Source organism: Nocardia sp. CC201C (genome assembly GCF_030010695.1).
Classification (GTDB): domain Bacteria; phylum Actinomycetota; class Actinomycetes; order Mycobacteriales; family Mycobacteriaceae; genus Nocardia; species Nocardia otitidiscaviarum.
The window spans coordinates 23,694-35,269 of the sequence record NZ_JASCXP010000018.1 but is presented as its reverse complement, the minus strand read 5'-3'; the positions used below and the strand labels follow the sequence as shown (position 1 = coordinate 35,269).

Below are 11,576 nucleotides of genomic sequence, written 5' to 3'. Positions count from 1 at the left end.
CCCCACCCCCGCCCCGGGGCGGGCCCGGCCGGTCCCCGAGGTGCGCTGGACGGTGCTGGGCCGCATGGTGGTCGCCTGGGTGCTGACGCTGCCCATGGCGGGCATCGTCGGCGCGGTGTGCTGGGCGATCCTGCACGGCATCGGCGACACCGCGGGCACGCTGGTGGTATTCGGACTGCTCATCGCCACGGCCGCCTACATCTGGCTGCGTTCGCGGCGTACGGCCGTCGGCTCGCACAATGTCAACGACGAGTGGCAGGGCACCACCGCGCCGCACGGCACCACGGCACCACACGACACCACCGCACCACACGACACCACCGCACCACATGGCACCAGCGCGCCACAGAGCACCGCCACGCCGCGGCACACCACCACACCGCAGGACCCCCGGCCGGGGATCGGCGCAGGGGCTGGTGCGGTCGGTCGGCTGAACGCCGCCACCCCCGGCCCGACCGCCGAATCCGGTCCGGCGCAGTCCGAGACCACCGCCAACCGAACCGGGTAGGAGTCGCGAATGCACACCTTGCTGTCGAATCTCACCGACCTCGGCCAGGTCACGCTGGCCGCTGTCATCTTCGGTGCGGGACTGCCCGCCGTCTTCGCCTTCGGCATCCGCTTCCGGGCCCGGGTCGACGATGGCGCCGACGGTGGTTCCCGGGCGGTCGCGCAGGCCGTCTCCAGCCTCTGCTTCGCCGTCGTGCTGATCGCGGTGGTGGTCGGTGTGCTGTTCATCGCCAAGGGCTTTCTGGCCTCGCGGCTCGGCATCCACCTGTTCGGCGCGTGACGCCGCCGCGAAGAGAGGTACAGCCGTGAACTCCCCCGAACAGCCACAGGAATCCCAGCCCGCGGAGCACACCGCGCGACCGGAGCACACCGATCTGCTGGAGGCCGCGCGCACGTCGCTGCGCCAGTCCGGTTCGATCCTGCGCAAGGTGCTCGACTGGCTCAAAGCCGGGTACCCGCAAGGGGTCCCGCAGGACGACTACGTGGCCCTGCTCGCCGTGCTGCACCGGCGGCTCACCGACTACGAGGTGCGCATCGTGGTCGAGGAACTGGTGCGCGAACGCCGGGCTACCGACGAGATCGACCAGGACGAGATCGCCGACGCCATCGCCCGAGTTGCCAAGGAGCAACCGGGCGAGGACGATATCGCTCGGGTGGCCTCCCGGCTGGCAGCGGGCGGATGGCCGCTGGCGACACCGACGTCCGATTGACCGACGACCACCATCGACCACGGACGCGGACCCACAGTCGCGCGTCCACCCCGAGACATGACACGATCGCGAACGTGAGCAGCACCCTGCGGACCCTCCCCATGCCCACCGGCGCCGCGGTGGGAGAAGTACTGCCGCATCTGCGGGAGGCCCTGGAGGGCAGTGGCCCGGCGTGGCTCCCCATACCCACCGCCGATCGCCGCGAGGCGCACCGGCTGAGCAGTGCCCTGCGCCCCGGCGAGCCGATCGAGGACGATGTGGCGCTGGTCGTCACCACCTCCGGCACCACCGGAATCCCCAAGGGGGCCATGCTGTCCGCGGCCGCGCTGCGCGCCAGCGGTGAGGCCACCCACGAGCGGCTGGGCGGGCCCGGACAGTGGCTGCTCGCGCTGCCCACCCATCACATCGCCGGTATCCAGGTGCTGCTGCGCAGCATTCTCGCCGGGACCGAACCGGTCGTGCTGGACGTCTCCGACGGCTTTCTCCCCGAGGGATTGGCGAGTGCGGTGGCGGGCATGCGGGGGCCGCGCCGCTACACCTCGCTGGTGCCCACGCAGCTCATCAAGGCCCTCGACGAACCCGTGGGCACCGAGGCGCTGGCGCGGTTCGACGCCGTCCTGGTGGGCGGTGCGGCCACGCCCGCACCGGTGCTGGAACGGGCGCGGGCGGCGGGCATCAACGTGGTGCGCACCTACGGGATGAGCGAGACCTGCGGCGGCTGCGTCTACGAGGGCGTCCCGCTCGACGGAACCGAGATCCGCATCGAGGACGGGCGCGTCATGTTGGGCGGCACCACCCTGGCCAACGGCTATCGCGGGCTGCCGGACCACCCGGCCTTCGCCGAACCCGGCTGGTTCCGCACCGAGGACGCGGGCACCTACGAGAACGGCGTGCTGACCATTTCCGGCCGCCTGGACGAGGCCATCATGACCGGTGGCCTGCTGGTGATCCCGCAGGTCGTGGAGGCGGTGCTGGCCACGCATCCGACGGTCGGCGAATGCGTGGTACTCGGCCTGCCCGACGAGCGGCTGGGTCAGCGGGTGGCGGTGGCCGTCGTCCCGGCGGTCGGCGCGACCCCGCCCACGCTGGACGAATTGCGCGAGCACGTGATGAAGGAGTTGGACGCCATCGCCGCGCCGCGGGAACTGGCGGTACTCGACGATCTGCCGCTGCGCGGTCCGGGCAAGCCGGACCGGGTGAAACTGCGCGAACATCTCCTCGCCGACTCCACACATTGACCACATCGCACCCGTAACGTCCCGCTGGTGCGGGATGTCTGGGTGCAGTGGGGACATGTTCTGGTGGCGTGGGCGATCGCGGTGCCGATCACGGTTGCCGGAGCGGCGGTGCTGCGCCGCTGGCGACTGCGCCGGGGCAGCCCGCGCGCGGAGGCGTTGCGGCATACGGTGTCCGAGGCCGCGATCGTGCTGGGCACGCTGCCCTGGATCTGGATGATCCTCACCCCCGTCGACGGGGAGGCGGCGGTACTGCTGGTGCCGCTGCGGGATCTGGTGCAGACGCTGAGCGATACGCCGACCCGGGCGGTCGTGCAGATCGTCCCGAACCTGATCGTGTTCCTGCCGCTGGGTTTCTTTCTGCCGCTGCGGGTGCCGCGCCTGGCGAACGTGTGGACCATGGTGGCACTCGGCGCGGTCCTCTCGGCATCGTTGGAGTTCGCGCAGTACGCGTTCCGGCTCGGTCGGTTCTCGTCGGTGGACGATGTGCTCATGAACGCCGCCGGTGCGGGCATCGGCGCATTGCTGTCGGCCGCGTACGCGAAGCGGCCTGCGAGGGCCGTCGCCGATCCCGGGTGAGCCGCGCGGACGTGTCGGATTCGCGCGGTTGCTGGCACCGCACCGCTTACGCTGATCTTCATGGCCGATTTCGAACTCGCGCGGCAGACCGTGATCGCGGCCGAACCGTCACGGATACACGCGCTCATCGACGATCTGCACCAGTGGCAGCAGTGGTCGCCCTGGGAGGGTCTGGACCCCGATCTGGAGCGTGTCTACTCCGGCGCCGATCGCGGCCCGGGCGCGAGGTACGACTGGAAGGGCAACCGGAAGGCCGGGCAGGGCGCGATGGAGATCACCGCGAGCACCGCCGACCGGGTCGAGCTCAGCTTGGAGTTCGAGAAGCCGTGGAAGGCCACCAATCAGGTCACCTTCGAGTTGCGGCCGGTCGACGGCGGCACCGAGGTCACCTGGCGGATGACCGGTCAGCGCACCCGCATGATGACCATGCTCGGCAAGCTCATGGACAAGCTGATCGGCAAGGACTTCGAGAAGGGGCTCGCCCGGCTCAAGGCTGCCGCCGAATCCTGAACCCGGCCTGGGTGGGGGCGGGACGCCGCGCCCGCACCCAGCGACGACGTTCGTCCCGTCAACACAGCGAACCGACCGCGCGGTGCGGATCCTCCCGATGCGCAGCCCCGGCACCGCGCATTAGGCTGCCGATCATGGCAACAGCTGGACAGTGGATCGAGGGCGCTCGGCCGCGCACGCTTCCGAATGCGATCGCGCCGGTCCTGGTGGGCACGGGGGCGGCGGCCTCGATCGGTGGGGCGGTGTGGTGGAAAGCGGTACTGTGCCTGCTGCTTTCACTGTCGCTCATCATCGGGGTGAACTACGCCAACGACTACTCCGACGGGATTCGGGGCACCGACGACGAGCGGGTGGGCCCGCTGCGGCTGGTCGGTTCGAAGCTGGCGAGCGCGGCGGCGGTGCGCAATGCCGCCATCGCCTGCCTGGCGCTGGGCGCGGTGATCGGTCTGGTGCTGGTGGCCACCACCGCCTGGTGGCTGATCCTGGTGGGCGCGGCCTGCCTGGCGGGCGCCTGGTTCTACACCGGGGGCCGGAACCCCTACGGCTACAGCGGTTTCGGTGAGATCGCGGTCTTCGTGTTCTTCGGTTTGGTGGCGGTGCTGGGCACCCAGTTCGTGCAGGCCGAGCGGGTCGACTGGGCGGGCCTGGTCGGCGCCGTCGCGGTGGGTGCGTTCTCCAGTGCGGTGCTGGTCACCAACAATCTGCGCGATATCCCCACCGACACGGTCTCCGGCAAGCTCACCCTGGCCGTCCGGCTCGGCGACACCCGCACCCGCACACTGCATATCGTGTTGATGGCGGTACCGTTCCTGGCCAGTCTGGCCCTGGTGGCCCGCACCCCCTTCGCGCTGGCGGGGCTGCTCGCCCTCCCGCTGGCCGTCCGCGCCAATGCTCCGGTGCGCTCCGGGCAGGGCGGACCCGGTCTGATTCCCGCGCTGCGCGACACCGGCCTCGCCCTGCTCGTCTGGTCTCTGCTCACGGCGATCGCGCTCACCGTCGCCTGACGCGGCGCTCAGTCCCCGCGCAACGACAACGCCCCGGCCACGGCCGGGGCGTTCGTCTCGTACCGGGACGGCTCAGTCCCCATCCGGCACCAGGATGCCGAGCACCCAGTTCACCAGCGTGATGATGATGCCGCCGAGCACCGCCGCCCAGAATCCCTCGACATGCAGCTGGTAGTCGGTGTACCCCGTGAGCCACGAGGTCAGCCACAGCATCAGGGCATTGATCACCAGCAGGAACAGACCCAGCGTCAGGATCACCAGTGGTAGCGACAGCAGCTTCACGATCGGCTTCACGAAGGCGTTCACGATCGTGAAGACCACGGTGACCACCGCGAGCACCAGCAGCTTGCTGGAGGTGGTGTCCTCGGGGGCGATGATGTCGATGCCGGACACCCATTCGGCGGCCAGCCAGATGGCCACACCGGTGATGATCAGGCGGAGCAGGAGCGTCATGCAGCGATCGTAGGCCCGAAATGCCCGGCCGTCCGGTCACGCCGCGCGATCGAGCAGCGTGTGGGTCGCCCCGCGCAGCCGCGTCACTTCCTCGTCTCCGCCGATGAGGTCGCCCACCGTCGGGGTCGGATCACGCAGGATGCCGAGCAGGACGTGCCCGGCCTCGATGCGGTTGTCCTTGCGCGCGAGCGCCTCCCGCAGCGAGAGCTCGAGCGCCTTCTTGGCTTCCCGGGTGAAGGGGAGGTGGCCGAAGTTGCCCTTGCCGCGGCCGAACAGTCCCCGACGCTGTTGTTCCGGCGGCTCGGCGCGCTCGAGGGCGTCCTCGCCGAAGCTGGCTTCCAGACTCTCCCGCACCGCGTCCAGGTCGATGCCGATGGATTTCAGCGCGGCGGCGTCCTCCGCGCCGAGGGGCTCCCCACCCCGTTTGCGCGCCAGCGCTTCTCGCACCCCGGAAACGGTGAGCCCGGCCTCGCCGAGCATGTCCCGCAGCGCCTGGTCGGGGCAGTCGAGCAGCCCCAGCAGCAGGTGCTCGGGCCCAATGCTCGGCGCGCGCAGTTCCCGCGCCTCCTCCTGCGCCCCCACCACCGCGAATCTGGCTGCCTTGTCGAATCGTTCGAACATCAGCGGATCCCGCCTCTCCGGTTGTACTTCTGGTGGACCGCCTGCCGGCTCACTTCGAGCGCGTCCGCGATCGCCTGCCAGGACCAGCCCTGTCGCCGGGCATTGGCCACCTGGATGGCTTCGAGCCGCTCGAGCAGCCGACGCAGTGCCAGCACCGCGCGGAGTCCGACCTGCGGGTCGGGGCTCCCGGCGGCGGCCGCCAGAGTCGTTGCCTCACTCATGAACGTCAATTTACGTTGACACTCGCGTGACGTCAACAAAAATTGACATGCACGATGGAGGACCCCCGGGACACCCCATGCGGACATGCGTCCGATAGCGCTCGAAAGGCCCGAAACGTCAACGGGTGTTAACGAAAATTGCGACATCGGAGCACCGCCGCGACACCCGCGCAGCCCGCTACGACCGCCAACGCGACCGATACCGCAAATGCTCAGCTATCAGAAATGCGCTTGGTCACAACCCGCGAACAATGCTCCGCATAGCACGGAAAACGCTGTGCCGTGCGAAAACTAGGCAGACCACTGGCCGGTGGCCAGGAATTTGGTGAGCACGGCCTCCGGTTCGGCCAGGCTCAGACCCTGCCCGGCAACCCATTCGTCATTGAAATAGGTTCCGGCATAACGGTCTCCGCCATCACACAGCAGGGTCACCACACTGCCCGCGCGCCCCTGCGCCATCATCTCCGCGATCAGGGCGAACGCACCCCACAGATTGGTGCCGGTGGACCCGCCCACCCGACGCCCCAGGGCTCGGCTGGCGAAACGCGCCGCCGCGATGGACGCGGCATCGGGCACCTCGATCATGGTGTCCACCACCTGACCGATGAACGACGGCTCCACCCGCGGCCGCCCGATCCCCTCGATCCGCGAGGGCATTCCGGTCTGATAGCCCGCGTCGGCCATCTCGTAGCCACCGTAGAAGGCCGAGTTCTCCGGGTCGACCACCGCGAGCCGGGTGGCGTGCCGCCGGTACCGGATATAGCGGCCGATGGTGGCGCTGGTACCGCCGGTGCCCGCCCCCACCACGATCCACTCCGGCACCGGATGCGTCTCCAGTTCCAGCTGCTGGAAGATGGATTCGGCGATGTTGTTGTTGCCGCGCCAGTCGGTGGCCCGTTCGGCGTGGGTGAACTGGTCCATGTAGTGGCCGCCGCATTCGGCCGCCAGCCGCGCCGCCTCCGTATAGATGTCCGGCGCACGCTCGACGAAATGGCACCGGCCGCCCTGCGCCTCGATGAGCGCGACCTTCTCCCGCGAGGTCTTGGCGGGCACCACGGCCACGAAGTCCAGGCCCAGCAACTGGGCGAAGTACGCCTCACTGATCGCGGTCGAGCCGCTGGACGCCTCCACCACCGTGGTGCCCTCGGTGACCCAGCCGTTGCAGATCGCGTACAGGAACAGCGATCTCGCCAACCGGTGCTTGAGACTGCCGGTGATGTGGGTGGATTCGTCCTTGAGGTACAGCTGCACGCCCCAGTCGGCGGGCAGCGGGTAGCGCAACAGGTGGGTGTCGGCGCTGCGCTGGGTGTCGGCGTCGATCAGCCGCACGGCATTGTCGACCCAGTCGCGCGGGGTACTGCGCTCGCAGCGCTTCACGCGTCCTCACCCCGCAGGCGCGAGCGCAGCTGCTCACGGTCCCTACGGCGCTTGGCGTCGACGACGGCGATGTCCTGGTTCACCTTGGTGCGCAGCCCCTTGAACAGCGTCATGGACAGGGGCATGGCGATGAGCAGCGCGAACAGCGCGGCCACGATGAGCGGGACGTCCACGCCCACCAGCTGCGCCGCGCCGATGACGGCCGCGGTGAGCGCGACGACCAGGGCCAGCCGCGCCAGCGTGTAGAGGGCAAGATTGCGTGCCAGGCGGCGGCCCGCACCGTCGGGTCGGGAAGCGTCACTCACGGGCACCAGAGTATGCGACGGACATTCCGGCATTCGTCGCAACCCTCGAGGAACGATCGCTGGATATTCGCTACAGGGTCGTTATTCGTGACAGCGAACACAGTACGGATATCCGTTTTGTCTATTACTTCCCCTTTACCAAACTGAGACCGTTCGAACACCCGGGGGTGACAGTGCAACGATGTCGCTACTGATGAGGGATCTGTCGATACGGAAAGGTTTGCGAATGACTGCGTTCACCGCGGCGAGCCGCGTATTGGGTTCCGTCAACGGCCAGGACACACTGCTCACCCCTGGTCAGGTGGCTGCCCTGTTCCACGTAGATCCGAAGACCGTTACCCGCTGGGCCCACGCCGGTCGGCTCGGCTCGCTGCGGACTCCGGGCGGACATCGCCGGTTCCGCGAAGCAGAAGTCATGCAACTCCTGAGGTCGCTCACCACCGAGGCGACTCGCGGCTAGATCGTTTCCCGTTACCCGGTGCCGCGGGTACGCACACGGATTACCCTCGTTGGCAGGAGGTGAGCGACGTGACGTACCTGTTGGCACTCATTGCGGTGGTGGCCGTCGCGGTGCTGTGCTGGAAGGCTTTCGGCCCTCAGCGATCAACCGGCACCGGCCCGACATCCAGGCCACGCAACCGAGTGATCGGTCCCGACGACGATCCGGAATTTCTCTGGCGTCTGTCCCGTCAGCATCGGGACGGCGAACCCGGTTCCGCGGAGCACTGACACTCCCGGAACAGCAAGAGTCGGCCCGCCTCCCTCCGACGCCGACACCATGAATGGGAAATCCCCGCGGATGATCTTCATCCGCGGGGATTTTCTCGTGATCCGCGCGACGCCCCGACCGACGGTCAGCGCTCGCGCCGGTAAAGCCGCATGGTCACCGGACCGAATACGGCGACCAGCACGGCGCAGGTGAGAAACACCCAGCCGATCTCGGCACCGGCCGACTGGCCGTGCATCAGCCCGCGCACGGCGGTGACCAGCTGCGATACCGGGTTGACCGCGACGAACGACTCCAGCCAACCGGGCAGGGTGGCGGGGTCGACGAAGATGTTGCTGACGAAGCTCATCGGGAACGTCACCAGGATGGCCAGGAACATCACCGACTCCGGGGTGCGGGCCAGCAGCGCCAGACTCGTCCACACCCAGGACAGGCACCAGGCGAACAGCAGCACCAGCCCCATCCCGGCCAGCAGGCCGGGCAGCCCCGCGTCCGGCCGGAAGCCCAGCAGCACGCCGACGCTCACGATCACGGTGGCCGCCATGGCGTACCGGGTCAGATCCGCCAGCAGCGCGCCCACCAGCGGGGCGGGCTGCCAGATCGGCAGCGACCGGAACCGGTCGAACACGCCCTTGCCGATATCACCGTTGAGGGCGACCGCCGTCGACTGGGTGCTCATGATGACCGTCATGACCAGCAGGCCTGGCAGCACCGACTGCAGGTACTCCCGCACCGATCCGGCCAGCGCCCCGCCGAACAGGTAGGTGAACATGAACAGCATCATCAGCGGGAAGACGGTCACATCGGCGAGCTGATCCGGCACATGCTTGATGCGGAGCACCGCTCGCCACGCGAAGGCCAGGGCGGTGGCCAGGGGGCCGGGGCGGGGTGGACGCTGCCCGGACGACAGCGCCGCGCGCAGTGGATCGGAGGCGGGAGCCGGTGCGGTTGTGGTGGTGGTCATGCCGGAATCTCCTCGGGGGCTTCGGTTTTGGTGTGCTGACCGGTCAGGGCGAAGAACACTTCGTCAAGGCTGCTCTGTCCGACGCCGAAGTCACCGACCTCGATGCCGACGCGGGCGAGTTCGCTCAGGGCCGCACCGGCCCGTGCGGTGTCGGTGAGCCGGGCCGACAGCGCCGCCGGATCCTCCTCGCGGTGCACCGGCACCGCGAGCACCCGCTCCAGCAGCCGTTCGGCATCCGCGCGGCGGTCCGGATCTCGCAGCCGCACCCGCACCGCACCCGCGCCGACCGATTCCTTCAGCTGCGCGGTCGTGCCCTCGGCGATGATGCGGCCGTGGTCGATGACCGCGAGCCGGTCGGCCAGCCGGTCCGCCTCCTCGAGGTACTGGGTGGTCAGCAAAACCGTTGTGCCGTTGTCGGTCAGGGCTCGCACCACGTCCCACACCCGGCTGCGGCTGCGCGGGTCGAGTCCGGTGGTGGGTTCGTCGAGGAACAGCAGGGCCGGGGTGACCACGATGCTCGCGGCGATATCCAGGCGGCGGCGCATACCGCCGGAGTAGCGCTTGGCCTGTCGGTCGGCCGCGGCCTCGAGCCCGAAGGCGGACAACAGTTCCCGAGCCCGATCGGCGGCGGCGCGGCGGCCGTGGCCGAGCAGCCTGCCCATCATGACCAGGTTCTCCATCCCGGTGAGATCCTCGTCCACCGAGGCGTATTGGCCGGTGAGGCTGATTCGGGCGCGCACCTCGTCGGTATTGGCCACCAGGTCGTAGCCGAAGACGGTGGCCTGTCCCGCGGTGGGACGGACCAGGGTCGCGAGCATGCGGATGGTGGTGGTCTTGCCCGCACCGTTGGGGCCGAGGAATCCGTAGATCCCGCCCTCGGGGACGGTCAGGTCCACGCCGTCGACGGCGACCGTGTCGCCGAACTGCTTGCGCAGTCCTACGGCGTGAATGGCGTACTGGGCCATGGGTTTTCCCTTCTATCTCGGTTCGGCGGAGTCAGGACGCGATGGGCGAGCGGCGCAGGCGCAGCACTTCGTCCACGCCGAAGACCCGCAGCAGCACCCGTTCGGACTTCGACTGGAACCGCGCGACCGAGGCGGCCGGGACCAATTCGGGTTCGGTGACCCGGTAGGTGCCGCCCTCGTGCACCACCTCGGCGGCGCCCGCCGCGCGCAGATTCGCCAGCCAGTCCGGGCTGGGGCCGTAGGGCAGCGAGACGAGAAAGTCGTCGCCGGCCTCGATGATGCCGATCGGCGTCCGATAGGGCTTGCCGCTCTTGCGGCCGGTGTGCCGGATCAGCGCGGCGGACGCGCCCGGCTCCCCCGCGGTCCGCAGCACGCGCGGGTTCGTCACGCGGCGGTTGAAGCGGCGGACGGCCGCGACCGCGGGCCGGTAGCCCGAGCGCAGCGCCACCAGCACGAACAGCATCCAGAGCAGGGCCAGCCCTATCGGGGTGCCCGCGGCTATGACTATCCAGATCCACATGGTCACTTCCACTCTCTCTTACGTTGTAAGTCTTATGTCGTAAGGCTGGCATTACAACGTAAGGCTGTCAAGAGTGGGCAGCCTTACCGCGTACGGTAAATTGGAAATCGCTATGGCCACCGATCAACGCCCCCGGCTGAGCCGGGACCAGATACTCGACGCCGCCGTCGCCCGCGCCGACCGCGACGGCGTGGAGGCGGTCACCATGCGCAATGTCGCCACCGACCTCGGCGTCGAGGCGATGTCGCTCTACTACCACGTGGCGAACAAGGCCGAACTGCTCGATGGCATGGTCGAGGTGGTGCTGACCACCATCAACAAGGCGGTCGCCCACCTGGTCGCCGAATCCCCCGCCGACTGGAAACCCGTTCTGCGCGAACGCATCCTGATCGCCCGCCAGGTCCTGCTCCGTCACCCGTGGGCCCCCGCCGTGATCGGCACCCGCTCGATGATGACGCTCTCGGTGATCGACTACTTCGACGCCCTGGTCGGCATCCTGCGCACCGGCGGCTTCTCCTACGACCTCACCCACCACGCCATGCACGCCCTCGGCAGCCGCGCCCTCGGCTTCACCCAGGAACTCTTCGAACCCCCCACCGACCAAACCGACGACGAAGCCACCGCCACCCTGCAAGCCATGGCCGACCGCTTCCCCAATATCGCCGGCATGGTCACCGCCACCAGCCACGACCACACCGAACCCGGCCTCGGCTGGTGCGACGACCAGACCGAATTCGAATTCGGCCTGGACCTCATCCTCGACGGCCTGGAACGCCTGCGCGCGGCGTCCTGACCTCGATCGCACTCATCGACGGCGGCATTGCGCGCCATTAAATTTGAACGATGGTACAAATAGTACGTTGGTTCAACTAAGTCGG

At 68.8% G+C, this 11,576-nt stretch carries 17 protein-coding genes and 1 pseudogene; 10 read left to right on the top strand and 8 right to left on the bottom strand.

Translation table 11 applies throughout. The features are described 5' to 3' along the window. The 7 genes and pseudogenes from QK444_RS03800 to QK444_RS03770 all read left to right on the top strand — a co-directional run. Positions 1-508 (top strand): annotated as a pseudogene (locus QK444_RS03800) (hypothetical protein); the annotation flags it as partial. 9 nt (positions 509-517) lie between these two features. Beyond that, positions 518-787 carry a hypothetical protein gene (locus QK444_RS03795; protein ID WP_282777093.1) on the top strand — a complete coding sequence of 90 codons (270 nt, stop codon included), beginning with the start codon at positions 518-520 and terminating at the stop codon, positions 785-787. Between the two features lie 25 nt (positions 788-812). Next, a complete protein-coding gene (locus QK444_RS03790) occupies positions 813-1,217 on the top strand; it encodes a DUF3349 domain-containing protein (protein ID WP_306356978.1) in 405 nt (134 codons plus the stop codon). 101 nt (positions 1,218-1,318) lie between these two features. Next, complete coding sequence (gene menE / locus QK444_RS03785) at positions 1,319-2,455, top strand: o-succinylbenzoate--CoA ligase (protein ID WP_282777097.1); 1,137 nt, start codon at positions 1,319-1,321, stop codon at positions 2,453-2,455. 27 nt (positions 2,456-2,482) lie between these two features. Then, positions 2,483-3,031, top strand: coding sequence for a VanZ family protein (locus QK444_RS03780; RefSeq protein WP_282777091.1), 549 nt, complete (start codon positions 2,483-2,485; stop codon positions 3,029-3,031). Between the two features lie 60 nt (positions 3,032-3,091). Beyond that, positions 3,092-3,541 carry an SRPBCC family protein gene (locus QK444_RS03775; protein WP_282777089.1) on the top strand — a complete coding sequence of 150 codons (450 nt, stop codon included), beginning with the start codon at positions 3,092-3,094 and terminating at the stop codon, positions 3,539-3,541. A gap of 134 nt (positions 3,542-3,675) precedes the next feature. After that, a complete protein-coding gene (locus tag QK444_RS03770) occupies positions 3,676-4,545 on the top strand; it encodes a 1,4-dihydroxy-2-naphthoate polyprenyltransferase (RefSeq protein ID WP_282777087.1) in 870 nt (289 codons plus the stop codon). A 72-nt stretch (positions 4,546-4,617) separates the two neighbouring features. On the opposite strand, the gene QK444_RS03765 is transcribed toward QK444_RS03770, so the two are convergent. From QK444_RS03765 to QK444_RS03745, 5 genes are all read right to left on the bottom strand, one after another. After that, positions 4,618-4,998, bottom strand: coding sequence for a phage holin family protein (locus tag QK444_RS03765; protein WP_282777084.1), 381 nt, complete (start codon positions 4,996-4,998; stop codon positions 4,618-4,620). A gap of 36 nt (positions 4,999-5,034) precedes the next feature. Then, positions 5,035-5,619: a Clp protease N-terminal domain-containing protein gene (locus tag QK444_RS03760; protein WP_282777082.1), complete on the bottom strand. Its 585-nt coding sequence runs from the start codon at positions 5,617-5,619 to the stop codon at positions 5,035-5,037. Beyond that, complete coding sequence (locus QK444_RS03755) at positions 5,619-5,840, bottom strand: helix-turn-helix domain-containing protein (protein ID WP_029926011.1); 222 nt, start codon at positions 5,838-5,840, stop codon at positions 5,619-5,621. The genes QK444_RS03760 and QK444_RS03755 overlap by 1 nt, the downstream gene beginning before the upstream one ends. A gap of 291 nt (positions 5,841-6,131) precedes the next feature. Further along, positions 6,132-7,217: a PLP-dependent cysteine synthase family protein gene (locus tag QK444_RS03750; RefSeq protein ID WP_039817544.1), complete on the bottom strand. Its 1,086-nt coding sequence runs from the start codon at positions 7,215-7,217 to the stop codon at positions 6,132-6,134. Next, positions 7,214-7,522 carry a DUF4229 domain-containing protein gene (locus QK444_RS03745; protein ID WP_282777079.1) on the bottom strand — a complete coding sequence of 103 codons (309 nt, stop codon included), beginning with the start codon at positions 7,520-7,522 and terminating at the stop codon, positions 7,214-7,216. The genes QK444_RS03750 and QK444_RS03745 overlap by 4 nt, the downstream gene beginning before the upstream one ends. Before the next feature lie 226 nt (positions 7,523-7,748). On the opposite strand from QK444_RS03745, the gene QK444_RS03740 reads away from it, so the two are divergent. Further along, positions 7,749-7,982 carry a BldC family transcriptional regulator gene (locus QK444_RS03740; protein ID WP_051037783.1) on the top strand — a complete coding sequence of 78 codons (234 nt, stop codon included), beginning with the start codon at positions 7,749-7,751 and terminating at the stop codon, positions 7,980-7,982. A gap of 68 nt (positions 7,983-8,050) precedes the next feature. After that, positions 8,051-8,251, top strand: a complete 201-nt coding sequence (locus QK444_RS03735) for a hypothetical protein (protein WP_029926019.1) — start codon at positions 8,051-8,053, stop codon at positions 8,249-8,251. A 125-nt stretch (positions 8,252-8,376) separates the two neighbouring features. Here QK444_RS03735 and QK444_RS03730 read toward each other — a convergent pair whose 3' ends face one another. The 3 genes from QK444_RS03730 to QK444_RS03720 are packed head-to-tail and all read right to left on the bottom strand — an operon-like array spanning position 8,377 to position 10,698. Further along, a complete protein-coding gene (locus QK444_RS03730) occupies positions 8,377-9,213 on the bottom strand; it encodes an ABC transporter permease (RefSeq protein WP_282777075.1) in 837 nt (278 codons plus the stop codon). Next, entirely contained in the window at positions 9,210-10,178 is a 969-nt protein-coding gene (locus QK444_RS03725; RefSeq protein ID WP_282777073.1) for an ATP-binding cassette domain-containing protein, read from the bottom strand. The genes QK444_RS03730 and QK444_RS03725 overlap by 4 nt, the downstream gene beginning before the upstream one ends. A 31-nt stretch (positions 10,179-10,209) precedes the next feature. Next, positions 10,210-10,698, bottom strand: a complete 489-nt coding sequence (locus QK444_RS03720) for a nitroreductase family deazaflavin-dependent oxidoreductase (protein ID WP_282777071.1) — start codon at positions 10,696-10,698, stop codon at positions 10,210-10,212. 112 nt (positions 10,699-10,810) lie between these two features. On the opposite strand from QK444_RS03720, the gene QK444_RS03715 reads away from it, so the two are divergent. Continuing rightward, positions 10,811-11,491 carry a TetR/AcrR family transcriptional regulator C-terminal domain-containing protein gene (locus tag QK444_RS03715; RefSeq protein ID WP_282777069.1) on the top strand — a complete coding sequence of 227 codons (681 nt, stop codon included), beginning with the start codon at positions 10,811-10,813 and terminating at the stop codon, positions 11,489-11,491. Positions 11,492-11,576 lie beyond the last annotated feature (85 nt).

Coding starts and splice junctions, on each gene's coding strand:
- QK444_RS03795 (WP_282777093.1), top strand. CDS start 518: ATGCACACCTTGCTGTCGAATCTCACCGACCTCGGCCAGGTCACGCTG.
- menE (WP_282777097.1), top strand. CDS start 1,319: ATGCCCACCGGCGCCGCGGTGGGAGAAGTACTGCCGCATCTGCGGGAG.
- QK444_RS03775 (WP_282777089.1), top strand. CDS start 3,092: ATGGCCGATTTCGAACTCGCGCGGCAGACCGTGATCGCGGCCGAACCG.
- QK444_RS03770 (WP_282777087.1), top strand. CDS start 3,676: ATGGCAACAGCTGGACAGTGGATCGAGGGCGCTCGGCCGCGCACGCTT.
- QK444_RS03765 (WP_282777084.1), bottom strand. CDS start 4,998: ATGACGCTCCTGCTCCGCCTGATCATCACCGGTGTGGCCATCTGGCTG.
- QK444_RS03760 (WP_282777082.1), bottom strand. CDS start 5,619: ATGTTCGAACGATTCGACAAGGCAGCCAGATTCGCGGTGGTGGGGGCG.
- QK444_RS03755 (WP_029926011.1), bottom strand. CDS start 5,840: ATGAGTGAGGCAACGACTCTGGCGGCCGCCGCCGGGAGCCCCGACCCG.
- QK444_RS03740 (WP_051037783.1), top strand. CDS start 7,749: ATGACTGCGTTCACCGCGGCGAGCCGCGTATTGGGTTCCGTCAACGGC.
- QK444_RS03730 (WP_282777075.1), bottom strand. CDS start 9,213: ATGACCACCACCACAACCGCACCGGCTCCCGCCTCCGATCCACTGCGC.
- QK444_RS03725 (WP_282777073.1), bottom strand. CDS start 10,178: ATGGCCCAGTACGCCATTCACGCCGTAGGACTGCGCAAGCAGTTCGGC.
- QK444_RS03720 (WP_282777071.1), bottom strand. CDS start 10,698: ATGTGGATCTGGATAGTCATAGCCGCGGGCACCCCGATAGGGCTGGCC.
- QK444_RS03715 (WP_282777069.1), top strand. CDS start 10,811: ATGGCCACCGATCAACGCCCCCGGCTGAGCCGGGACCAGATACTCGAC.